Source organism: Hymenobacter cheonanensis (assembly GCF_030581075.1).
In the GTDB taxonomy this organism is placed as follows: domain Bacteria; phylum Bacteroidota; class Bacteroidia; order Cytophagales; family Hymenobacteraceae; genus Hymenobacter.
In genome coordinates this window covers 377,358-397,193 of record NZ_JAUQSW010000001.1, presented here as the reverse complement: position 1 = coordinate 397,193, position 19,836 = coordinate 377,358, and the positions used below count along the sequence as shown (strand labels likewise).

Below are 19,836 nucleotides of genomic sequence, written 5' to 3'. Positions count from 1 at the left end.
TAGGTAAAAGTTGGGTGTCGCGGCGGCTAGCCCCGTGCCTTGCGCAGCAGCCACGCGCCGCCCGCCACCAGTGCCGCCACACCCGCTACCACCGCCACTTGCGGCACCGGCCTGGCGGCCACGGCCGGCGCGGGCTGGGCTATGTCACTGTCTTGGAAAGCCCGGCCGCTAGTGGCCGCCAGGATGAGGCGCGTAGCCTCGGCCGGCTGGTCCCACTGCGGGAAGTGGCCGCAGTTATCAAACCAATAGAGGCGGGCGTCGGGAAATTTTTGCAGCGCCAAAGCAGCCTGGCTAGGCAGGCACACTTTGTCTTGCCGCCCCCAGCCAATAACCAGCGGCGCGCTGATGCTGCCCCGCGGTGCGCCCTGCTGCACCTCGCCATAGGCCAGGTTGCGCAGCAGCTCGTCGAACGACGGGGCCTGGGCAAACGTGCGCATCTCGGTCAGCGCCACGTGCGCCGGAACTTGCCAGGGGTGGGCCGAAAACTGGGCAAATAACAGCGTGCGGGTTACTGCATTGCCCGTCAGAAAGGGCATGGCCGGCTGCAACGCGCGCACCAGCCGGGTCGAGAGGTCGACGCTGTGGTAGAAAACCGGAATCTGCCAGCCCTGCCAAAACCCGCCGGGGTCGAGCGATACCACCGCGCCCAGCACGCCGCCGCGCCGGGCTAGCTCCAGCACCAGCCGCGCGCCCATCGAGCTGCCCACGGCATCGATGCCCAGCAGGTTGTGCTGGCGCAAAAAATCCGTTACCGCATCGGCCAGCGTGGCAATGGTTACGGGGCCGCGCAGCGGCGGCGTGTCGCCAAAGCCGGGCAGGTCCACGGCAATTACCTCGCGCTCCTGGGCTAGCCCGTCCAAAATAGTTTGCCACGAGCGCCAGCTGCCCCCAATACCGTGCAAAAGCAGCAAAGGCGGGCCCGTGCCGCGCCGAATGAAATTCATCTCCATAAAAATTCTGGTTTAAAAGAAAAATGACCCTGGCAGCTAGTGTGCGCCGTATTTTACTCTACGGCAAACCGCCCGCAATCGCCGTTCACCGGCCCGCCCGTAAGCTCATCGGCTGCCGGGCGTGGCCCCACGCAGCAAATCCGCCGTACCTTTAGGGCACAAAAGGCAAATCGCCACGTTTCAGTACCGTTAGGGTAGTTCGCTACATTAATACACAGGTTCGCTGCTGCTTGCTTTCATCACCCCATTTTTTCCCTAGCATCATGCAGACAGGAACCGTAAAATTCTTCAACGAAACCAAAGGCTTCGGCTTCATCAAAGTAGACAGCACCGGCGAGGACGTATTTGTCCACGTAACCGACCTCGTAAACGAAATCCGCGAGAACGACAAAGTGCAGTTTGAAATTGCCCAGGGCAAAAAAGGCCCGAACGCAGTTAAAGTATCGCTGGTGTAGCTTTTAGCTGCTTCAGTACGAAAAGCCCCCGCTAGCCTGCTAGCGGGGGCTTTTTTTGTTTATCGGGTGCCGGGGCAAGGAGTGCAGATACGGCGTACTTTGGCAGGGCCATTCAGGCGCTTCTCCTTATGAGCCAACCTGCTACTCTTTCGCTGCCCGGCCTGGCAGCCCCCGGCGAGGCGGCGGCCCGCCCCCGCGTGCTGGCCATTGATGTGGTGCGCGGCCTGGCCATGGTACTCATGGCCATCGACCACATCCGCGAGTTTTGGTGCCCCACCCCCGTGCGGCCCGAAGACGTAGCCCAGGCCCCAGCGGCGCTGTTTCTGACGCGCTGGATTACCCATTTTTGCGCGCCCACGTTCGTGTTTCTGGCGGGCGTCAGCATTTTTTTATATCAGCAAAAGCAGCCTGGGCGGGGCGCAGTCAGCCGCTTTTTGCTCACGCGTGGGCTCTGGCTGGTGGTGCTGGAGCTAGTGGTGATTAATTTTTTGCTGCAGTGGGGCTATCCGCTGCTGGTGCTCGAAGTAATCTGGGCGCTGGGCTGGAGCATGGTACTGCTGGCGGGGGCCATTTGGCTGCCGCGCTGGCTGCTGGCTAGCCTGGCGCTGGCCATCATTTTTGGGCAGCACCTGGTGCCCGCTGCGCAGCCCGTAACGGCGGCTAGCGCCGGTTGGGCCTTGCTCTACCATAGCCCATTTTTATTGCCCATGCAGCCCGTGTCCGTGCTGGCAGCCTATACCGTGTTGCCCTGGGCCGCCGTGATGGCCGCCGGCTACGTGGCCGGGCCCTGGTTTGGGGCGCCGCCGGCCGTGCGCACGCGTTGGCTTCGCTTAGCAGGTGGGGCGGCGCTGCTGTTTTTTGTGGGCCTGCGTGCCACCAACTGGTACGGCGACCCTAGTCCGTGGAGCATGCAGCCGCGCGGGGCCGGCTACACCCTGCTCTCGTTTTTGAACGTCACCAAATACCCGCCGTCGCTGCTGTTTCTGAGCCTCACGCTTGGCGGGGCCCTGCTGCTGCTGGCCGTGGCCGGGCGCCGGCCGAGCCGCCTCAGTGGGTGGCTGAGTACGTATGGGCGGGTGCCGCTCTTTTACTTCGTGCTGCATTTTTGCCTCATCAGCGGCGGGGCGTATGTGTGGACGCGCCTGGCTTTTGGGCAGGCTATTAACCTGTCGTTTGCCGCCGTAAAAGACTGGCCAGCCGGTTATCAGCCCAGCCTGCTGCGCCTCTATGCGGTATGGGTAGTAGTGGTGGCGCTGACGTACTGGCCCTGCCGCTGGTACCAGGGCTACAAGCAGCGGCATGCCTATTGGTGGCTGTCGTACCTGTAACGGCCCTAGGCGGGTGGCGATAGAGGGGGCTGCTTGTCGATAGCTGCCCTAGTCGGCGCCGCGCTGGTAGGTGTTAGGCAGGCAATGGGTTATAATTAATTGATTTTCAGAGATGAGTAATTTTTTGCATACCCTAGCCTCCTACACCATTACCGTGGCGGTAGACGCTACGCTGCGCGACGGTGGGTTTGCCATCACGGCGCCCGGGCTGGCCGGAAAAACGATAGTGACCTCGCCCGCCGTCACGCAGCAAATTCTGGCTTCGTCCGAGTTCGACCAGCTTTTGGCAGGGGCTAAGGCAACCCGGATTTTGGAAATCGTGCTAGCCCAGGCCGGGCACTAGGGTGGGTTGGCGGGCCAGTGCGCTGCATCTTTGCGGCCGGGCTAGGGCATCCTGGTCCCGTCGCCGCGCCTTTCCCATCCGCCATGACTACCCCGATTTACCAAGTCGATGCCTTTGCCCGCCGGCCCTTCACCGGCAACCCCGCCGCCGTGTGCCCGCTCGAAGCGTGGCTGCCTGCCGACACCATGCAGCAGATTGCCGCCGAAAACAACCTGGCCGAAACCGCCTTTTTCATTCCGCTAACCGGCGAAGAAGCTGATTTTCACTTGCGCTGGTTCACACCCACCTTCGAGATTGACCTCTGTGGCCACGCCACCCTGGCCAGCGCCCACGTGCTCTGGAACGAGCGCGGCTTTGCCAAGCCCGAAATCGCGTTTCAAAGCAAAAGCGGCCTGCTTAAGGTGCGCCGCGAGGCCGATGGCCGCCTGGTGCTCGATTTTCCGAGCCGCCCGCCGCGCCCGCTAGCTCCCGCCGAGCACCCCGAGGTGCTGCTGCGCGCGCTGGGCCCCGGCGCGGCCACGCCGCTGGCCGTGCTGGCCTCGCGCGATTTGGTGGTCGAATTTGCCCACGCCGACGAGGTGCTGGCGCTGCGGCCCGACTTTGCGGCCCTGGTCGACCTGGGCTACATTGGGCTGATTGCCACCGCGCCCGGCACCGGCAACGTCGACTTTGTGTCGCGCTTTTTCGCCCCCGAAGTAGGCGTGCCCGAAGACCCCGTGACCGGCTCGGCGCATAGCACGCTCATCCCGTTCTGGGCCGCCAAGCTGGGCAAAACCGACCTGTTTGCCCGCCAGGAATCGGCGCGGGGCGGCGAGCTGTGGTGCCGCCTGCGCGGCGACCGCGTGGATATCGGGGGCTACGCCGTCACGTTTCTGCGCGGCGATATTCAGCTGGGGTAGTAGCGGGGCACGGCCACTGGCCAGGCACCAGGTAAGCTCCTGGCTAAACGTGAAAAATATCTTGGATGTCAGGTAGTTGGCCTGAAATTTCTCGCGCTGATTTGCGCGGAAAGCACTGAGCCAGCTGCCTGGCGGCACGGCCTGGCCAGGGGCAGCTGGCGCCGCTATACGGGTGGGCACTAGTAGCTTGCAGGTTAATTACCCTCGCCTGGCTTTCGGGGCGGCGAGCACCTTACGCTTTCTTCCACAAGATGCCTACTGCCAATCGCCTGACCTGCATCATTGTCGATGACAATGAAATAAACCGCCTGACGCTGGAACACCTGGTGGACCTGACGCCTGAGCTGGAACTGGTGGCCTCGCTGCCCGGGGCGCTCGAAGCCCTAGCTTTTTTCCGGGACGGCGGGCGGTGCGACCTCCTTCTGCTCGACGTAGAAATGCCCACCCTCACGGGCCTGGAGCTGGCCAAGCTGCTGCCCAAGCCCACCCCGGCCATTGTGCTGGTAACCACCCACCGCGATTTTGCCGTGGCGGCCTTCGAGCTGCAAGTAGTTGACTATCTGGTGAAGCCCGTCGAGTTTGCGCGCTTCAACCAGGCCATTACCAAGGTGCTGGGCCAGCGCCCGGTGCCTGGCCCGGTGGTGCCCGCCGCCAAAGCCGCCGAGCCACCTACCGACCTTTTCGTGAAGGTGGGCACCAAAACCATCAAAATCAACTTCGATGAGGTGCTCTACATCGAAGCGCTCTCCACGTACTCGGTGCTGGTAACCACGGCCCAGAAGCACATTGTGTACCTCACGCTCAAGGCGTTGATTGAGCGCCTGCCCTTTGCGCACTTTGTGCGGGTGCACCGCTCCTACATCGTAAACGTGCGGCGCATCGAGGCCATCGAGGACAATATGCTCAAGCTAGGGGCCTACGAGGTACCCGTGGGCAAGTCGTACCAGGAAGAGTTTACGCGCCACCTGCGCAGCCTGTAAATGAGGAAGCTTCTGCCTCCAGCTCCTGGGGCAGCGCGGCCAGGGTGCGCTGCACCTGGCTGGCCAGGTGGGCGGCGGCGGCGGGCAGGTGCGGCAGGTCGTGGGCTGCTTCGAGCTGCTGCATGGCGTGGGCTATCTGGGGCACGCCCACCGATTCGAGGCTGGGCTTGATGTGGTGCGCGATTTTGGCGGCCTCGGCCCAGTGGCCGGCGGCGGCGGCGGCTTGCAGCTCGGCCAGGCTGGCAGGGATGTTGCGCAGAAAGGAGCGGATAATCTTCACCACAAACTCCTCGCGGCCCCGGGCCAGGGCGCGCAGCTTGGCGAGGTCGTAGGCGGGGGCCGCGGCCGGGGTGGGCAGTAGCCCCGCCAGCGTGCGGTACACATCTTCTTCCTCGAAGGGCTTGGCCAGGCAGGCATTCATGCCGGCGGCCAGGTAGCGCTCGCGGTCGGCCCGGAAGGCATTGGCCGTGAGGGCCACAATGGGCAGGCTAGCCCGCGCCGCATCGGGCAGGGCCCGGATGGCGGCCGTGGCATCGAGGCCGTTGAGGCCGGGCAGCTGAATATCCATCAGCACCACGTCGTAGGGCTGGGGCTCGTCGCGCACGCGCTGCACGCCGGCCAGGCCATCCTCGGCCTCATCCACCAGGGCGCCCCAGCCCTCGAAGAGCAGGCGGGCCACGGTGCGGTTTATCTCGTTGTCCTCCACTACCAGCAGGCGGCGGCCGCGCAGCGCGCCGGTGTCGTAGGCGTCGAGGGCCGTGGCAGATGCCGGCGAGGCGGCCTTGGGCAGCGTAAGCACAAAGGCGAAGGTGCTGCCCTTGCCGAGCTGGCTGCTGAGCATGAGCTGGCCGCCAATCTGCTCTACTAGGGCCCGCGAAATGCTCAGGCCCAGGCCCGTGCCGCCAAAGCGCCGTGTGGTGTCGGAGTAGGCCTGGGTGAAGCCCTCAAAAATCAGCTCCTGCTTGTCGGGGGCAATGCCGATGCCCGTGTCCTCCACGCTAAAGCGCACGGTGAGGGTGCTGGCTGTCTCATCCAGCTGCTCGCCGATGACGACCACCCGCCCGCCCGCCGGGGTAAACTTGATGGCATTGGCCACCAGGTTGATTAAAATCTGGTTGAGGCGGTGCGGGTCGCCCAGCACCCAGGGGTAGGCGCAGGTGGTGCGCAGCGGCGTGCCGGCAAAGTGAAGGCCCTTTTCCTTGGCCTGGTTCACGAGCGGGCGCAGGGCCTCGCCCATCGAGTCGCAGAGATTAAAGGCCACCGACTCCAGCTCCAGCTTGCCCGAGGTGATTTTGGCCATGTCGAGCACGTCGTTGATGACGTGCAGCAGGTGCTGCCCCGCGTGCCGGATGGTGCGCACAAACTCCTGCTGGCGCCCGTCGAGGGCCGTTTTGCCGAGCTGGCTGGCCATGCCCAGCACCCCATTGAGCGGCGTGCGGATTTCGTGGCTGATATTGGCCAGAAAGTTTTCGCGGGCCTGCACGGCGGCTTCGGCGGCCGTTTTGGCGCGGCGCAGCGCCTGCTCGGCCAGCACCCGCTCGGTAATATCCTGCCCGTAGCCAATGATGTAGGGTGGCTGGCCGTCTTCCTCCACCAGGTGGTTGTCGTAGAGCAGGTAGCGGCCCTCGGGCAGGGCCATGGTGCCGCGCTGGCTGCTGCTGCTGGCAAAGCCGCGCAGGTACGCCCCCACGCCGGCTTTTTGGGCGGGCGCCACCAACTCGCGCAGGTTGGTGCCGGGCAGCGAGGCTAGCGGCCGGCCCAGCAGCTCGGCCGCAGCGGGGTTGGCCGTGAGCAGGTTGCCGAGCAGGTCGTGGGTGCAGATGAGCGCCTGCGAGTGCATCATCAGGTCGCGGTACTGCTTTTCGCGCTGGGCCAGGGCATCGGCGGCCAGCTTCTCATCGGTAATATCGCTGCTGAGCACCAGCACCTGGCGCGCGCCATCGGGCCGCACCAGCAGGCGCTTGATGGTGCAGAAATAGCGCACCTCGCCCGAGGCCAGGGTAGTGGTGGTTTCAGTGGTAGAAGATTCGCCGGTGGCCAGCACCCGGGCGTCGGTGCTCATGTAGGTCTGCCACTCGGCGGCCTGGCGGGGCGTGGGCGGCGGCGCGGCGGCGCGGTTGGGGTGCAGGTAGCCCATGCGGCTGCGCAGCGCGGTAGTGGCCCGGTTTTCGAACACCGTTTGCTGCTGGGCATCGCGCACAAAAATGAGGCTGGGCGTGGCATCCAGAATCTCTCCCATCAGGGTTTGCTGGTCGGCCAGCTGGCGCTCGGCCCGCACGCGGGCCGTGGTTTCGGCCAGGTACAAGGTCAGGCTGCCCTCGGGGGGCACAATGGTGGCTTTTTGCAGCAGGAAATACCGCTCGCCCACCCGAATTTCGGGGGCCGGCCCCTCCTGGCGCACGGCGGCGCGCAGCTGCTGGCGCACCCCCACCTGCTCGGCCCGGCTCAGGCCCTGGCGCAGGGCCAGGGCGGCGGGGTTGGCATACAGCTGCCGGCCAGTAGCATCGAGCCGGATAATGGGGTTCGGATTTTGCTCCGATAAGCTGGCCAGCGTGCGCAGGCTGGCCAGCAGTTCCGCGTGCGAGGCGTCGTCGGCCGGGGCAGCCGAGGCAGAAAGCAAGGACATCGGGGATAAGAAAGTAAAGGAATCAGATAGACGTAAGGAGATAGCACAAGCGACCCGTCGGCCGCCAGTTGTTCGGCTAAGTACATAATAAAAGCTCCTTCCACCGCAAGGAAGGAGCTTTTATTATTTTAACAACCAGTGGGCGAAATACTTACCGGCCCAGCACAATGCGCACCGGCGGCCCGGGCTCGGCCCCCACGGCCAGGCGGGTGCTGCCCAGCCCCACATATTCGGCCTGCAGGCTGAGGGCGGCGTGGGCCGGCACTTGCAGCTGAAAGGCGCCCTGGGCATTGGTAACGGCAATCTGGCGTACGTTGGTCGTCGGGAAAACGCAGACGCCCGGGCAGGGCTGGCCATCGGCGCCCAGCACCAGGCCCGCCAGGCATACCTGCGGCGGCTGGGCCTCGGTGGCCGGCGCCGGCGGCTGGGCGGCGGGCGGGCTAGCGGCTACCAGGGTGGGCAGCCGGCGGGCCGGGGCCCTGGCCGCGGAGCGAGCCGCCCCGCGGCGGGCCTGGGGCCGGGTGTCTTTGCCGGTGGCCGGCAGGGTGCTGGCTGCGCGTGCAGGCCCGCCGCAAAGGAGGAGCGCTGCAACGGTCGTAGCCAAACTAATGCGAAGGCATAGCATAAAAAGGCGGAGTAGAAGAGCGGAGAGTGACAGTAGCTAGCCCCGATAACCAAGGCGCAGCACAAGCCAAAAGTAAAAGCCCGCCTTGCTGAAGTGCTAAAAACTATGCGAATGGTCCTGTTTACTGGCTAAACTGTTCCGCTTGCCTGCCCACGGGCTGTCTACCGGCCTGCTTACTTAGCCCGGCCAGCGGTAGCCGGGCCCCGGCCGCCCCCGCCGCCGACCCGGGGCGCGGCCAGGGCATAAAAAAGCCCTTCTTTCCGCCGGAAAAGAAGGGTTTGTGAAGGGGCGGGCCGACGGCTATTTGCCAAGCGTAATGCGCAGCGGCCCGGAACCCGGCGAGAGCACTTCCACCCGGCTGCTGCCCTCGCCAAAGTACTCGACGCGCAGCGACAGGGGCCCGCTGGCCGGCACCGGCAGCGTGAAAGCGCCCTGGGCATCCGTAACGACGAGCTGGCGCGGCGCGCCGGCGGGGTACACGCTGGCCCCGGCGCAGGGCTGGCCATTGGGGGCCAGCACAATGCCCTTGAGCTGCACGGTTTGGGGGGCCTCGGGGGCGGCCACCAGCACGCTGGCCACGGGCGCGGCGGCCGGAGCCGGGCTAGCCGTTTGCTTGCCGCCGGTGGCTGGCAAGGTGGTTTTGGGCTTGGTAGCCGCTACGGGCTGGCGCTTAGCCAGCGGCGGGTGCGTGTCGGTGGTGGGGGCTGCGGCGGCCGAGCTGATGAGCAGCCGCCCTGCTAGCAGGACAATAGCGCAAAAGCGGAGCTTAGCGAAAGAAGCAGTGAAAGAGAGCATAGCAGAGCGAGTACGGAAGGTAGTGGGCCGAGTTGCACATTATGCAGAAAAACTTGACCTGTACAAATGTACAGTCAGCCACTTTTACTCCGAAACCGATTCTGCCGAACGGCCGCTTTTTGTGAGCCAATGCCCGGTATTACGCGCTCAGTAGCAGTGGTGGCGCGCAGCTACTTCAGCTTGGGGCTAGCCGCCTTTTTGCGCGTGGTGGTGGCAGCCAGCGTGCGGCCGGGGTTGTCCTCCAAAAACTTGCCCCAGCTTTTGCTGCCCGCCTTCACGTTGTTGCCCTGCTGGTAGTGGTGGCACAGGGCCACGGCCAGCGCATCGGTAGCATCCAAAAACTTGGGGGCTTCTTCGATGGGCGGCAGCTCCAGGGTTTGGCGCAACATGCGGGCTACCTGCTCCTTATCGGCCGAGCCCGAGCCCGTAACGGCTTGCTTGACCTTGGTAGGGGCGTACTCCACAAACGGAATATCGCGCGAGAGGCAGGCCGCGATGGCCACGCCCTGCGCCCGGCCCAGCTTCAGCATACTCTGCACGTTTACGCCGTAGAAGGGCGCCTCAATGGCCAGCTCGTCGGGCAGGAACTCATCAATCAGCTCCAGCATGCGGGTGAAAATCCGCTTTAGCTTTACGGCGTGATTCGTACCCAGGGCCTTCATATTGATGACGTCGTATTGCAGCACCCGCACGTGCTGGCCGCGCACCTCAATCACGGCGTAGCCCATAATCTGGGTGCCGGGGTCGACGCCCATGATAACCTTCTCGGCGGGGGGCAGCCGTTGGGTGGGGGCGGAGGGGGGCAAGGTGCGGGAAACAGCCATCTAGCTCAAAGTTACGCCCCAACCCCGCCCCGGGCGCCCCGCCGCGGGCCGCGCTGGGTGCTGCTGGCCAAAATCGGGGTGAGCCTGCTCACGCTGGGGCTGCTGTACCATTCGGTGTTTGCCGCCCCCGACACGGCCGCCGCCTGGCGCCGGCTGGTGGCCGCCACCCTCACGGGGGCCGGGCGCGGGCCGGTGCTGCTGGCCCTGGCCCTGGTGCCCCTCAACTGGGGCCTGGAGGCCTGGAAGTGGCAGCGGCTAGCCCAGCACCTGGAGCCCGGGCACTCTTTTGGGCGCAGCCTGCGGGCGGTGCTGCTGGGCCTCACGCTGGGCTTTGCCACCCCCAATAGGGTGGGCGACTACGCCGCCCGCATCCTGGAGCTGCCCGGCCGGCGGCGGCTGGAGGCAGTGGGGGCCGTATTTTTGGGGCGCTACGCGCAGCTGGTGGCTACCGTGCTGGCGGGCGGGGCGGGGCTGCTGTATTTTTTGCTGAAGTTTTACCTCGGGGGCTACCCGGCGGCGCAGGCGGGCGTGGCCGTGGCAGCGGGGCTGGTGGGCGCGCTGGCGCTGCTGCCGCTCTACCGCTCGCGGCTGCTGCTGGCGGCCCTGGCGCTAGTGAAGCCGCTGCGGCGCTTCCGGCGCTACCTGGCCGTGATGCCCACCTACACCGCCCGGGAGCTGCACGCGGTGCTGGGTATTTCGGGGCTGCGCTACGCCGTGTTTTGCGGGCAGTTTTTGCTGCTGCTGTATGCCTACGGGGTGCGCGGGGGGCTAGGGCCGGCGGTGGCGGCGGTGGCGGGTACGTTCCTGTTCAAGTCGCTGGTGCCCTCACTTAATGCCCTGGCCGATGTGGGCGTGCGCGAGCTGTCGGCCACGCACCTGTTTGGCCTGCTAGGCCAGGCGCCGCTGCCGGTGCTCAGTGCCAGCCTGAGCTTATGGGTCATCAACATTGCGCTGCCCAGCGCACTGGGTTTGCTGCTGCTGCCCGGCCTGCGGGTGCTGCGCGATAAGCAGCCGCGCTAGCATGGGCGCGGGGCCAGGGCTACTCTTGCTGGTAATGCCGGCGCTGTACGCGGCCGTGTGGGCCTGGCTGCGGGCGGGGCTGGGGCAGGCAGGCGCGGCGGCCAGCCCTGAAGCAGGCGTAGCTAAGACCGAAACTGCCTTAGCTAGCACACAATCAGCCTTAGCTAAGACCGAAACTGCCTTAGCTAGCACACAATCAGCCTTAGCTAAGACCGAAACTGCCTTAGCTAAGGCACAGCCGACCCCGGCTAAGGCAAATTCGCTCCTGACCAGCCCGGCGCCGGCCTCCGGGCAGGCCGCCCCGCTCTTTTCCGTGCTCATCGCCGCCCGCGACGAGGCCGCCGCCCTGCCGCACCTGCTGGCCGCCCTGCGCCGGCAAACCCTGGCTCCGGCGCTTTTTGAAGTGCTCGTGGCCGACGACCACTCCGCCGACGGCACGGCCGCGCTGGTGCAGGCCGCCGCCCGCACCGCGCCCTTTGCCCTGCGCCTCGTTAGCCTGCCGCCCGGCCACACCGGCAAAAAGGCGGCCCTGGCCGCCGCCGAGGCCCTGGCCCGCGCCCCCTGGGTGGTGGGCACCGATGCCGACTGCCACCCCGCGCCCGGCTGGCTGGCCGCCTACGCCGCGCGGCTGGCTAGCCAGCCCGCGCTGCATTTTATCAGCGGGCCGGTGCGCCTCACGCCGGGCGGCGCCTGGTTTGATGGGCTGCTGGGGCTGGAGTTTGCCGGGCTGGTGGGGGTGGGGGCGGGCTGCATCGCCCGGGGCCGGCCCACCATGTGCAACGGCGCCAACCTGGCCTACCGCCGCGCCACGTTTCACGCCGTGGGCGGCTACGCCGACAACCTGGGCCTGGCCAGCGGCGACGACGAGTTTTTGCTCCATAAAATCCATCAGCGCTACCCGGCCGGGGTGTGCTTCCTGGCCCGGCCCGAGGCCGTGGTAGACACGCCCGCGCCGGCCACGCTACGGGCGCTGCTGCGGCAGCGGGTGCGCTGGGCCAGCAAGTTTCCGCACTACCGCCCGGCCGCCCCGCGCCAGCTGGCCCTGCTGGTGGTGGGGGCCAATGTGAGCCTGGCCCTGGGGCTAGCCCTGGCGCTGGCCTGGCCGGCGCTGCGGCCGTGGGCGCTGGCCGGCTGGCTGCTCAAGCTGGGGGCCGATGCCTGGCTGCTGTGGCCCCTGCTGGGCCTGCTGCGCCGCCGCCGCTGGCTGGCCTGGCTGCTGCCTTTGCAGCTGCTGTACGCGCCGTATGCCGTGGCCGTAGGGCTGGCCGGGCAGCGCCGCCAGGGCTACCGCTGGAAGGGCCGGCAGGTGCGCTAGCCGGGCCGCCGCCGGGCGTGAATATTTTCTGAAAAAAACTGCTTTTTCAGTAAGCAAAAGCCGGGCTCAGCAGTTCTAACCCAGGACTTTTCTATTCATTTAACTGCCTCACTGCCATGCGCACGAACCCGGCTGCCTTTGCCCTCACCTTCGGAATGGGCCTCATCATTTTGCTGATTGGGTTTTTGGCGCTGAATGTGGGCGGGCTGGTGAGCCTGGCGCCCGCCGAAGGGGACGTTGCCGCGCAGCAAATGCCCGCCGATAGCAGCGCCGCCCGCCCCGTAGCCGTGGCCTACGTGCCCGCCTCGGCCGAAGAGGCTGCGGCTATTGCCGAGGGCGACGCCTTATTCAAAAATAATTGCGCCCAGTGCCACGCCGTGAATGATAAGGTAGTGGGCCCGGCGCTGGCCAGCATCACCAAGCGGCGCACAATTGCGTGGATTGTTTCCTGGGTCCACAATTCCAGCAAGGTCATTGCCAGCGGCGACGAGTACGCCGTGAAGCTGTTCGAGGATAATGGCAAGCAGCAGATGCCCGCTTTCCCGCAATTGTCAGATAAGGAAATCAAAAGCATCATGGCCTGGGTGACTTCGCAGGAGGGAAACGGCCCTAGCTCTGGCGTGTCGCCTAGCGGCACCGTGGCTTCCCGATAGCTAACTCAACGCCAAACCTCACCCCCGGCCCCTCTCCTTGGGGAGAGGGGAGCCTGACGATTGAGCACCCGAGCGCCGCCGTGGCTCCCCTCTCCCCAAGGAGAGGGGCCGGGGGTGAGGTTTGGCGCGGTGGACGACCACCGATGTTTATCCGCTACTGCACCAGCACCAGCGCCGAGGTGGGGGCTAGCGGCACGCCGGCTGCGCCGGCCGCCAGCGGCTCGCCGAGGCCGTTTTGGTTGATGTCCAGGCCGCGCAGCACCACCTTGTAGCTGCCGGCCGGCACCGGCACCGTAGCTGGCTGGCGCAGGCCGTTGAAGAGCACCGTAATGGTTTGCCAGGCATCGCCGCCAGCGTGGTTTTTGAGCTGGTAGCCGATGGTGCCGGCGGGCAGGCCGGGCAAAAACTCCAGGTGCTGCGCAATCAGTTCCTGGCTGGGCAGGCGGAAGGCGGGGTGCGCCTTGCGCAGGGCCAGCAGCTGGCGGTAGAAGGCAAACACGGCCCGGTACTGCGCCTTGCGGCCCCAGTCGAGCTGGTTCACGCTATCGGGCAGGTTGTAGGAGTTGGACGAGCCCTTTTTGGTGCGCAAAAACTCGTCGCCGAGGGGCAGAAAAGGCACACCCTGCGACGTGAACACGATGGTATTGCACAGCGCATCCATCTGAATCAGCTCCTGCTCGGTAGCAGTGGGGTTGGCAATGGTGAGCTTGTCCCAGAGCACGCGGTCGTCGTGGCAGGCCACATAGCTGATGGCCTGGCCCGGCTGGCTAGCCCAGGGCGCCTTGCTGTAGTTGACCTTAGCGTAATCGAGTTGCGGGTGCTGGGTGGCGGCCACGATGCCGAACTTCACGCTCTCTTCCAGGCCCGGCTGGCCGCCCACGAAGCCGGCCTCGGCCTGGTGCGCATAGTGGCCCTTCACGCCATCGCGCAGTTCGTCGCCGAAGGCGGCGATGCGGTCGAGGCGCAGCACGTTGGTCTTCACGGCGCGTTGGCTTTCGGGCAGGGGGCTAGCCCCGGCCGCCCAGCCCTCGCCATACACGAAAATGCTGTGGTCCTGCTGGTCGAGGGCCACGCGCACGGCGCGCATCGTTTCCAAATCGAGCACGCCCATGAGGTCGAATCGGAAGCCATCGACGTGGTACTCGCGGGCCCAGTGGCTCACGGCATCCACGATGAGCTTGCGCACCATGGGTCGCTCGGAGGCCACCTCGTTGCCGCAGGCGGTGGCGTTGGCGAGCTTGCCGTCGGCCTCATGGCGGAAGTAGTAGCCGGGCACGAGCTGCTCGAAGGCGCTGGTGCCGGCGTCGGCCACGTGGTTGAACACCACATCGGCCACCACGCGCAGCTGGTGGTCGTGCAGGCTCTGCACGGCCTGCTTAAACTCGCGGATGCGCGCCGCCGGGTCGGTAGCCGAGGTAGCATACGAGCCCTCGGGCACGAAATAATTAAGCGGGTCGTAGCCCCAGCTGTAGCGCGTGGGGCTAGCCGGCTGGCTCTCATCAATGGCCGCGAAATCGTTGACGGGCAGCAGGTGCACGTGCGTCACGCCCAGTTCCTGCAAGTGGCTGAGGCCGGTGCGCACGCCCCCCCGCCCGGTGGTGCCCGGCTCGGTCAGGCCCAGGTACTTGCCCTTGTTTTTGATGCCCGACTGCGGGTCGGCCGAGAGGTCGCGCACGCTCACCTCGCCAATCACGATGCCGGTGGGCGCGCCCATTTTGGGGCGCAGGTCTTCGGCCCAGCCGGCGGGGCTAGCCAGGGCGGGGTTGAGCCAGGCGCCGCGGTGGCCGTTCACGCCCACGGCACGAGCGTAGGGGTCGGCTACTTCGGCCATTGTGCGGCCGGCTATGGTGGCCTGCACGGTGTAGAAGCCCGTGGTGCCGGCCGGCAAGGCCAGCGTCCAGGTGCCGCTGGTGCTGCGGGCTAGCTGGTGGGTGGCCACGGCCGCGCCGCCCGCCCCGGCCGCGTAGAGGCGCAGGCGCAGGGCCTCGGCGGTGGGCGCCCACACGCGCAGCGTGCCCTGGCCCTCGCGGTCGAAGGTCAGTCCCAAATCGGGGCCCTGGTAAAAGGGGTACTGGCTGAGCGGGTAGCGGGCGGCATCGGGGTAGCCGGCCGGGGCGGCGGTGGTAGGCTTGGTTTTGATTTTGGGGGAGGTTTGGGCCAGCGCGGCTGGCAGCACACTGGAAAACCCGAGCAGCAGGGGCAAAACGCGACGAATCATACGGGCAAAGTAAGCCGGCCGGGCCGGTAGTGGCCGGGCCTCACGCAGGCTACAGCTTGTGCGCCTAGTTTAGTGCCAGCAGCATCCGAACAAAACACCCCATTGGTCTAGAAAGCCCCGCCACCGGCCGAACAAAGCGCCCATCCGACTAAACCTCGGGCAACCTTCGCCGTCGAAACCACCTCTGCCTAGTAGTCTTAATTCTTGTATCCTATGACTGCCGTGCCCACCTCCAACTACCTCCAGCAAGAAGCCGATTTTCTGGAGCTGCGCTACCGCCCCGATGTGCAGCTGCTGGTGGCGCGCTGGCGCCGGCCAGTATCCGGGGCCGAGCTGCGGCAGGGCTACTATGCCATGCTGCGCCTGGCCCGGGAAGTAAATTGCGCGTGCTGGAAGGTCGATTTGCGCAGCCGCAACGCTCCCGAAGAGGCCGACCGCAACTGGGTGACTGCCGAGTTTTTGCCAAGTGCGGCGCTGCGCCTCGATGGCCCCGTGTGCCTGGGCTACTTGCTCACGCCCAGCCTGCTGGCCCAGCTAGGCACGCCCACCGCCGGCCCCGGCCGGGTAGCGTTCTTCTCCGAAGAAGGTTCCCTTACAGCCTGGCTCATGCAGTGCCAAAGCTGCCAGGCTAGCCCCGCGGCGGCGTAATAGTTGCCTATCAAAAAACGGCCGTCATGCTGCGTGGCGCGCAGTATGACGGCCGTTTTTTGATAGGTTGTTTCCACGCTTGTTACCCCGCCATCGGCAGCGTGAAGGTGAAGCAGCTGCCCGCGCCCGGCTGGCTTTCCACCCACAGCTGCCCGCCCTGCGCCGTGATAAACTCGCGGCTGATGCTCAGGCCCAGCCCCGAGCTGCCGCGCTGCTGCCCGGCCGGCCCCAGCACCCCGCCAAAGCGCTGAAAAATGCGCTGGTGATACTCCTTGGCAATGCCCGGGCCCTCGTCTTCCACGCTCAGCTGCACCATCTCGCCCCAGGGCACCACCCGGATGGTGAGCGCCGCGCCGTGCGGCGAGTAGCGAATGGCGTTGGAAAGCAAATTGATAAGCACCCAGGTGGTTTTTTCGACGTCGGCCTGGGCGCAGGGCAGGGGCTCGGCCAGGTGCACGGCCAGGCGCAGGGCCTTGTCGGTGAGCTGGGCGCGTACAATATCGGTGGCGTAGCGCACCACCTCGGGCAGGGCCACGGGCGCCAGGTTGAGGCGAATTTCCTTGCCCGCATCGAGGCGCGAAACTTCGATGAGCTGGCCCACCATGCCCAGCAGCCGCTGCGTTTCGGAGCGGATGCCACCCGCTATTTCCTGGCGCCGGGCGGCGTCGAGGCGCTCGTCCTGCATCAGCATCAGACTCAGGTTGATGCTGGCCAGGGGTGTTTTCAGCTCGTGCGAGATGGTGGCCAGAAACTCCGACTTCACCTGGTCGAGGTTCTTGAAGGCCGACACATCGCGCAGGCAAAAAACGTGGCCCGCCGGCACCGCCTTTTTCAGCTCCTCGTTCAGCTCCGTCACCTCGCTCACCGTGAGCTGGTAGTGCAAATTCTCGCCGTGCGGCCGCACCCTAAAAACCGGGCCGGCCGGGCGGCTGGCCTCGGCCGCGCCATCAGGGGCGGGGCTAGCGGCGGGCGCATCGAGGGCGCGCAGCCACTCGCGCAGCATCTCGTTGTGGCTAGCCACGGCGGCGGCGGGCTGGTCGAGCAGCGCTTTGGCGGGCTGGCCCAGCAGCAGGCAGGCCACGGGGTTGGCCAGCACAATGAGGCCGTGCTGGTCGATGAGCAGCAGGCCCTCATCGAGCCCGCGCACGAGGCTATCGGTGCGGTTGCGCTGGGTAATCAGCTCGGCCAGGGTGGCGCGGCGCTCGTCTTCGGCCTGGCGCAGCACGCGGTTTACGGCCGCGGCTACCGAGCCCACTTCGTTGTTTTTGGTCACGGCCACGCGCGTTACGGGGCCGGGCGCAGCCACGCGCTCCACGTCGGCGGTGAGACGCGTGAGCGGGCGCGTGACGAGGCGCGGCAGCCGCACCATCAGCACGATGCCCATCAGGGTGCTGATGGCCAGAAATAAGTATACGGCCCGCTGCGCGGCCAGCGCGTTGGCTTGCTGGACGCTGGGCGTTTCTGTTTCGAGCTGGTGGATAGTGAAAACGACGTAGCTGCCCAGGCTCAGCAGCAGCCCCAGCATAATGAAGACGCCCAGGCGAATTTGGGTTTTTAAGGACATAGCGCGGCATAGATAGCCCGGGCGGCAAAGTAATTACGCCCGGCGTGGCTTCTGCGGCGCGGGGTCCTCACAAACCTAGCACCAGGTCCTCTTCGGCTACCCGGAAGCCCTGCCGCAGCACCTCGGCGCGCTCGGAGCTAGCCGGGTTCAGCAGCGGGTTGGTATGGTTGAAGTGGATGAAATAGACCTTGGCGCGCTGGGCGGCCGGCAGGTTTTGCAGCAGCTTAATGGTTTCTTCCACAAACGGGTGCGGCACTTCGGCCATGTCGCGCGGTAGCTCGCCGTTGCGGTAAAAGGTGGCGTCCAGCAGCACGTAGTCGGCGTGCTGCACTACGTCGGGCAGGCTTTGCGGCCACTTACTCCACTTGTCGATATCGGGGATAAAAACGGCCTTTTTATGCGCGCCCTGAATCTCGAAGCCCACAGTTTCGGTAAACTCATCGCGGTGCGGCACCAGAAAAGGCGTCACTTTTAGCTGCTTATTCAGCGTTATTGGCTGGCCGGCTGTCAGCGCCCGCAGCTGAATGTTTTTTAGCGTAAGCAGCTGGCTCCACGGCGCGTTAGTTGCCAGAAAGCCAGCCATGCGCGGCATTGCGTACACCGGCACCGCGCTGGCCCCGCTAGCCTCGCGCCCCAGGTACATCAGGCCGGTGTAGTGCCCGATGTGCCCGTGCGTGAGGAAGATACCCGTGGGCAGCGTGCCCGGCGTGGGCCAGAACTCATTGAGCGCGTAGAGCTGCGCCGGTAGGTCGGGCGTGGCCTCGAAGAGGAATTTTTGCCCGGCCTGCTCATCTACCACCCCTAGCGAAACTACTTTTTGCCGCGCTCGCTGGCCCAACTCCACGGCCGCAAATTCTTGCGTGGCGCCAATTTGCGGGTAGCCCGCATCCTGCGCCACGCCCAGCACCACAAGCTGCTGGTTTTGGGCCAAGCCGTGGGTGCAAGTGAGGAGCAGGGAGAGGAGGAGCGGTAGTTTCATAAGTAGCGCAGGGCGTTTCTCTTAACGGACCTCTACTGGCCTTTACTGGCGCGAGTTTAGCGCAGCGTAACTCGTGCCGACGATTGATGTGGAGGCACAGCCTCCACGTCATAAATTGGCACGAGTTACGCTGCGCTAAACTCGCGCCAGCGAGGAAGGGAGGAATGGCTAAAGGGTTACTCTTCCAGGCCATATTCCTGCAGCTTCCTGTACAAGGTTGTGAGGCCGATGCCCAGCTTTTTGGCCACCTCAGGCTTGTTGCCTTGCAGGTCACTCATCAGCCGCTTGATGTGCCTGGCTTCCAGGGCCCGCAGGCTTTCGTCCTCGGTCGAAAAAACCGGCCGCCCGCCGCCCTGAAACTCTTCCGGCAGGTATTCGAGGGCTAGCGGCTCGCCGGCCGGGGCCAGGATGGCGGCGCGCTCCAGCACGTTTTTGAGTTCGCGCACATTGCCGGGCCAGGCGTAGGCTTGCAGCGCGGCCACGGTAGCGGGGGCCAGGCCGGGCAGGCGCTTGGCGAGCCGGGCGGCGAAGTGTTGCAGGAAAAAATCGGCCAGCAGCGGCACGTCGCTAGCCCGCTCTTTCAGCGAGGGCACCAGGATGGTAAACACCGAAAGCCGGTAGTACAAGTCGGGCCGGAAGCGTCCCTCGGCGGCCTCCTGCTTGAGGTTGCGGTTGGTGGCGGCCACCAGCCGGATATTCACGCTCGTGGGCTTGGTATCGCCGAGCTTGGTAAACTGCTGCATCTCCAGCACCCGCAAAAACTTGGCCTGCACGTTCAGTTCCAGCTCGCCGATTTCGTCCAGAAACAGTGTGCCGCCGGTGGCCTCTTCCAACAGCCCTTTCTTATCCGTCAGCGCCCCCGTAAAAGCCCCCTTCTTGTAGCCAAACAGCTCGCTCTCAAGCAAGTCTTTCGGAAAAGCGCTGCAATTGACGGCCACAAACGGCTTGCTTTTACGCCCGCTAGCCTCGTGCAGCGCCTGGGCAAACAGCTCCTTGCCCGCGCCGGTGGGGCCTTCGAGCAGCACCGTGCTGTCGGTGGGCGCCACCTGCCGGGCCAGGTGCTGGGCGCGGCGCAGGGCGGGCGCCTCGCCAATCATGCTCTCGAAGCGGTGGCGCTGGCCCACGCGCTTTTCCAGCTCGGCCACCCGGCGCTGGAGGCGGGCCTTTTCGGCGGCGCGCTCCACCACCACCACCAGTTGCTGCTCAAAATCGCCCTTGGTGAGATAGTCAAACGCCCCCAGCTTCATGGCCTTCACCCCATCGGGGATGGTGCCGAAGGCCGTGAGCAGCACCACCTCGGCCAGCGGCGCGGCGGCCCGGTAGCGCGGCAGCAGCTCCACGCCGTGGCCATCAGGCAGCTTCACGTCGCTGAGCACCACCAGCACCTCGGCGGCGTGCTCGGCCAGCAGCGCCAGGCCCCGGTAGGCGTCGGGGGCTTGCAGCACGGTGTAGCCCTCCAGCTCCAGCACCTGGGCCAGCAGCTGGCGCAGGCGCGCTTCGTCATCGATGAGGAGCAGGGTTCCGGTGGGCATGGGGGTCGGGCTTGGGTCGGATGGCAAAGAACGGCAAGCTTAAGCGGCTACTTTTGGCTGTCCTATCCAATAAATTCAATTT

At 65.8% G+C, this 19,836-nt stretch carries 18 protein-coding genes; 9 read left to right on the top strand and 9 right to left on the bottom strand.

The genetic code is table 11. The features are described from left to right. Nucleotides 1-26: 26 nt before the first annotated feature. Nucleotides 27-950, bottom strand: coding sequence for an alpha/beta fold hydrolase (locus tag Q5H89_RS01705; protein ID WP_305017557.1), 924 nt, complete (start codon nucleotides 948-950; stop codon nucleotides 27-29). Between the two features lie 263 nt (nucleotides 951-1,213). Here Q5H89_RS01705 and Q5H89_RS01700 point away from each other — a divergent pair, with 263 nt between their 5' ends. The 5 genes from Q5H89_RS01700 (at nucleotide 1,214) to Q5H89_RS01680 (ending at nucleotide 4,955) form a co-directional block, all read left to right on the top strand. Then, nucleotides 1,214-1,405 (top strand): cold-shock protein, encoded by a 192-nt coding sequence (locus Q5H89_RS01700; RefSeq protein WP_151087837.1) that lies wholly within the window; start codon nucleotides 1,214-1,216, stop codon nucleotides 1,403-1,405. A gap of 128 nt (nucleotides 1,406-1,533) precedes the next feature. Next, nucleotides 1,534-2,733 (top strand): DUF1624 domain-containing protein, encoded by a 1,200-nt coding sequence (locus Q5H89_RS01695; protein WP_305017556.1) that lies wholly within the window; start codon nucleotides 1,534-1,536, stop codon nucleotides 2,731-2,733. A gap of 112 nt (nucleotides 2,734-2,845) precedes the next feature. Next, complete coding sequence (locus tag Q5H89_RS01690) at nucleotides 2,846-3,076, top strand: hypothetical protein (RefSeq protein ID WP_305017555.1); 231 nt, start codon at nucleotides 2,846-2,848, stop codon at nucleotides 3,074-3,076. A gap of 83 nt (nucleotides 3,077-3,159) precedes the next feature. After that, nucleotides 3,160-3,975, top strand: coding sequence for a PhzF family phenazine biosynthesis protein (locus Q5H89_RS01685; protein ID WP_305017554.1), 816 nt, complete (start codon nucleotides 3,160-3,162; stop codon nucleotides 3,973-3,975). 251 nt (nucleotides 3,976-4,226) lie between these two features. After that, nucleotides 4,227-4,955 (top strand): LytR/AlgR family response regulator transcription factor, encoded by a 729-nt coding sequence (locus Q5H89_RS01680; protein WP_305017553.1) that lies wholly within the window; start codon nucleotides 4,227-4,229, stop codon nucleotides 4,953-4,955. On the opposite strand, the gene Q5H89_RS01675 is transcribed toward Q5H89_RS01680, so the two are convergent. The 4 genes from Q5H89_RS01675 to ruvC all read right to left on the bottom strand — a co-directional run bounded on the left by Q5H89_RS01675 (nucleotide 4,930) and on the right by ruvC (nucleotide 9,756). Continuing rightward, nucleotides 4,930-7,581 carry an ATP-binding protein gene (locus tag Q5H89_RS01675; protein ID WP_305017552.1) on the bottom strand — a complete coding sequence of 884 codons (2,652 nt, stop codon included), beginning with the start codon at nucleotides 7,579-7,581 and terminating at the stop codon, nucleotides 4,930-4,932. The two genes, Q5H89_RS01680 and Q5H89_RS01675, sit on opposite strands and share 26 nt — an antisense overlap. A gap of 151 nt (nucleotides 7,582-7,732) precedes the next feature. Further along, complete coding sequence (locus tag Q5H89_RS01670; RefSeq protein ID WP_305017551.1) at nucleotides 7,733-8,185, bottom strand: hypothetical protein; 453 nt, start codon at nucleotides 8,183-8,185, stop codon at nucleotides 7,733-7,735. Nucleotides 8,186-8,506: 321 nt separating this feature from the next. Continuing rightward, nucleotides 8,507-9,001, bottom strand: coding sequence for a carboxypeptidase regulatory-like domain-containing protein (locus Q5H89_RS01665; RefSeq protein ID WP_305017550.1), 495 nt, complete (start codon nucleotides 8,999-9,001; stop codon nucleotides 8,507-8,509). A gap of 170 nt (nucleotides 9,002-9,171) precedes the next feature. Beyond that, complete coding sequence (gene ruvC, locus Q5H89_RS01660; RefSeq protein WP_305017944.1) at nucleotides 9,172-9,756, bottom strand: crossover junction endodeoxyribonuclease RuvC; 585 nt, start codon at nucleotides 9,754-9,756, stop codon at nucleotides 9,172-9,174. Nucleotides 9,757-9,882: 126 nt separating this feature from the next. On the opposite strand from ruvC, the gene Q5H89_RS01655 reads away from it, so the two are divergent. The 3 genes from Q5H89_RS01655 to Q5H89_RS01645 all read left to right on the top strand — a co-directional run bounded on the left by Q5H89_RS01655 (nucleotide 9,883) and on the right by Q5H89_RS01645 (nucleotide 12,813). Beyond that, entirely contained in the window at nucleotides 9,883-10,845 is a 963-nt protein-coding gene (locus Q5H89_RS01655) for a lysylphosphatidylglycerol synthase domain-containing protein (RefSeq protein WP_305017549.1), read from the top strand. 313 nt (nucleotides 10,846-11,158) lie between these two features. Further along, nucleotides 11,159-12,160 (top strand): glycosyltransferase, encoded by a 1,002-nt coding sequence (locus tag Q5H89_RS01650; RefSeq protein ID WP_305017548.1) that lies wholly within the window; start codon nucleotides 11,159-11,161, stop codon nucleotides 12,158-12,160. A gap of 116 nt (nucleotides 12,161-12,276) precedes the next feature. Then, complete coding sequence (locus Q5H89_RS01645) at nucleotides 12,277-12,813, top strand: c-type cytochrome (protein ID WP_305017547.1); 537 nt, start codon at nucleotides 12,277-12,279, stop codon at nucleotides 12,811-12,813. A gap of 154 nt (nucleotides 12,814-12,967) precedes the next feature. Here Q5H89_RS01645 and pulA read toward each other — a convergent pair whose 3' ends face one another. After that, complete coding sequence (gene pulA / locus Q5H89_RS01640; protein ID WP_305017546.1) at nucleotides 12,968-15,031, bottom strand: type I pullulanase; 2,064 nt, start codon at nucleotides 15,029-15,031, stop codon at nucleotides 12,968-12,970. A 213-nt stretch (nucleotides 15,032-15,244) separates the two neighbouring features. Between pulA and Q5H89_RS01635 the strand changes: the two genes are divergently transcribed. Further along, complete coding sequence (locus tag Q5H89_RS01635; RefSeq protein WP_305017545.1) at nucleotides 15,245-15,679, top strand: hypothetical protein; 435 nt, start codon at nucleotides 15,245-15,247, stop codon at nucleotides 15,677-15,679. Between the two features lie 82 nt (nucleotides 15,680-15,761). Here Q5H89_RS01635 and Q5H89_RS01630 read toward each other — a convergent pair whose 3' ends face one another. From Q5H89_RS01630 to Q5H89_RS01620, 3 genes are all read right to left on the bottom strand, one after another. Next, entirely contained in the window at nucleotides 15,762-17,243 is a 1,482-nt protein-coding gene (locus Q5H89_RS01630; RefSeq protein ID WP_305017544.1) for an ATP-binding protein, read from the bottom strand. Between the two features lie 67 nt (nucleotides 17,244-17,310). Next, nucleotides 17,311-18,222 carry an MBL fold metallo-hydrolase gene (locus tag Q5H89_RS01625; RefSeq protein ID WP_305017543.1) on the bottom strand — a complete coding sequence of 304 codons (912 nt, stop codon included), beginning with the start codon at nucleotides 18,220-18,222 and terminating at the stop codon, nucleotides 17,311-17,313. 176 nt (nucleotides 18,223-18,398) lie between these two features. Further along, nucleotides 18,399-19,754: a sigma-54-dependent transcriptional regulator gene (locus Q5H89_RS01620; protein ID WP_305017542.1), complete on the bottom strand. Its 1,356-nt coding sequence runs from the start codon at nucleotides 19,752-19,754 to the stop codon at nucleotides 18,399-18,401. Nucleotides 19,755-19,836: the final 82 nt, after the last annotated feature.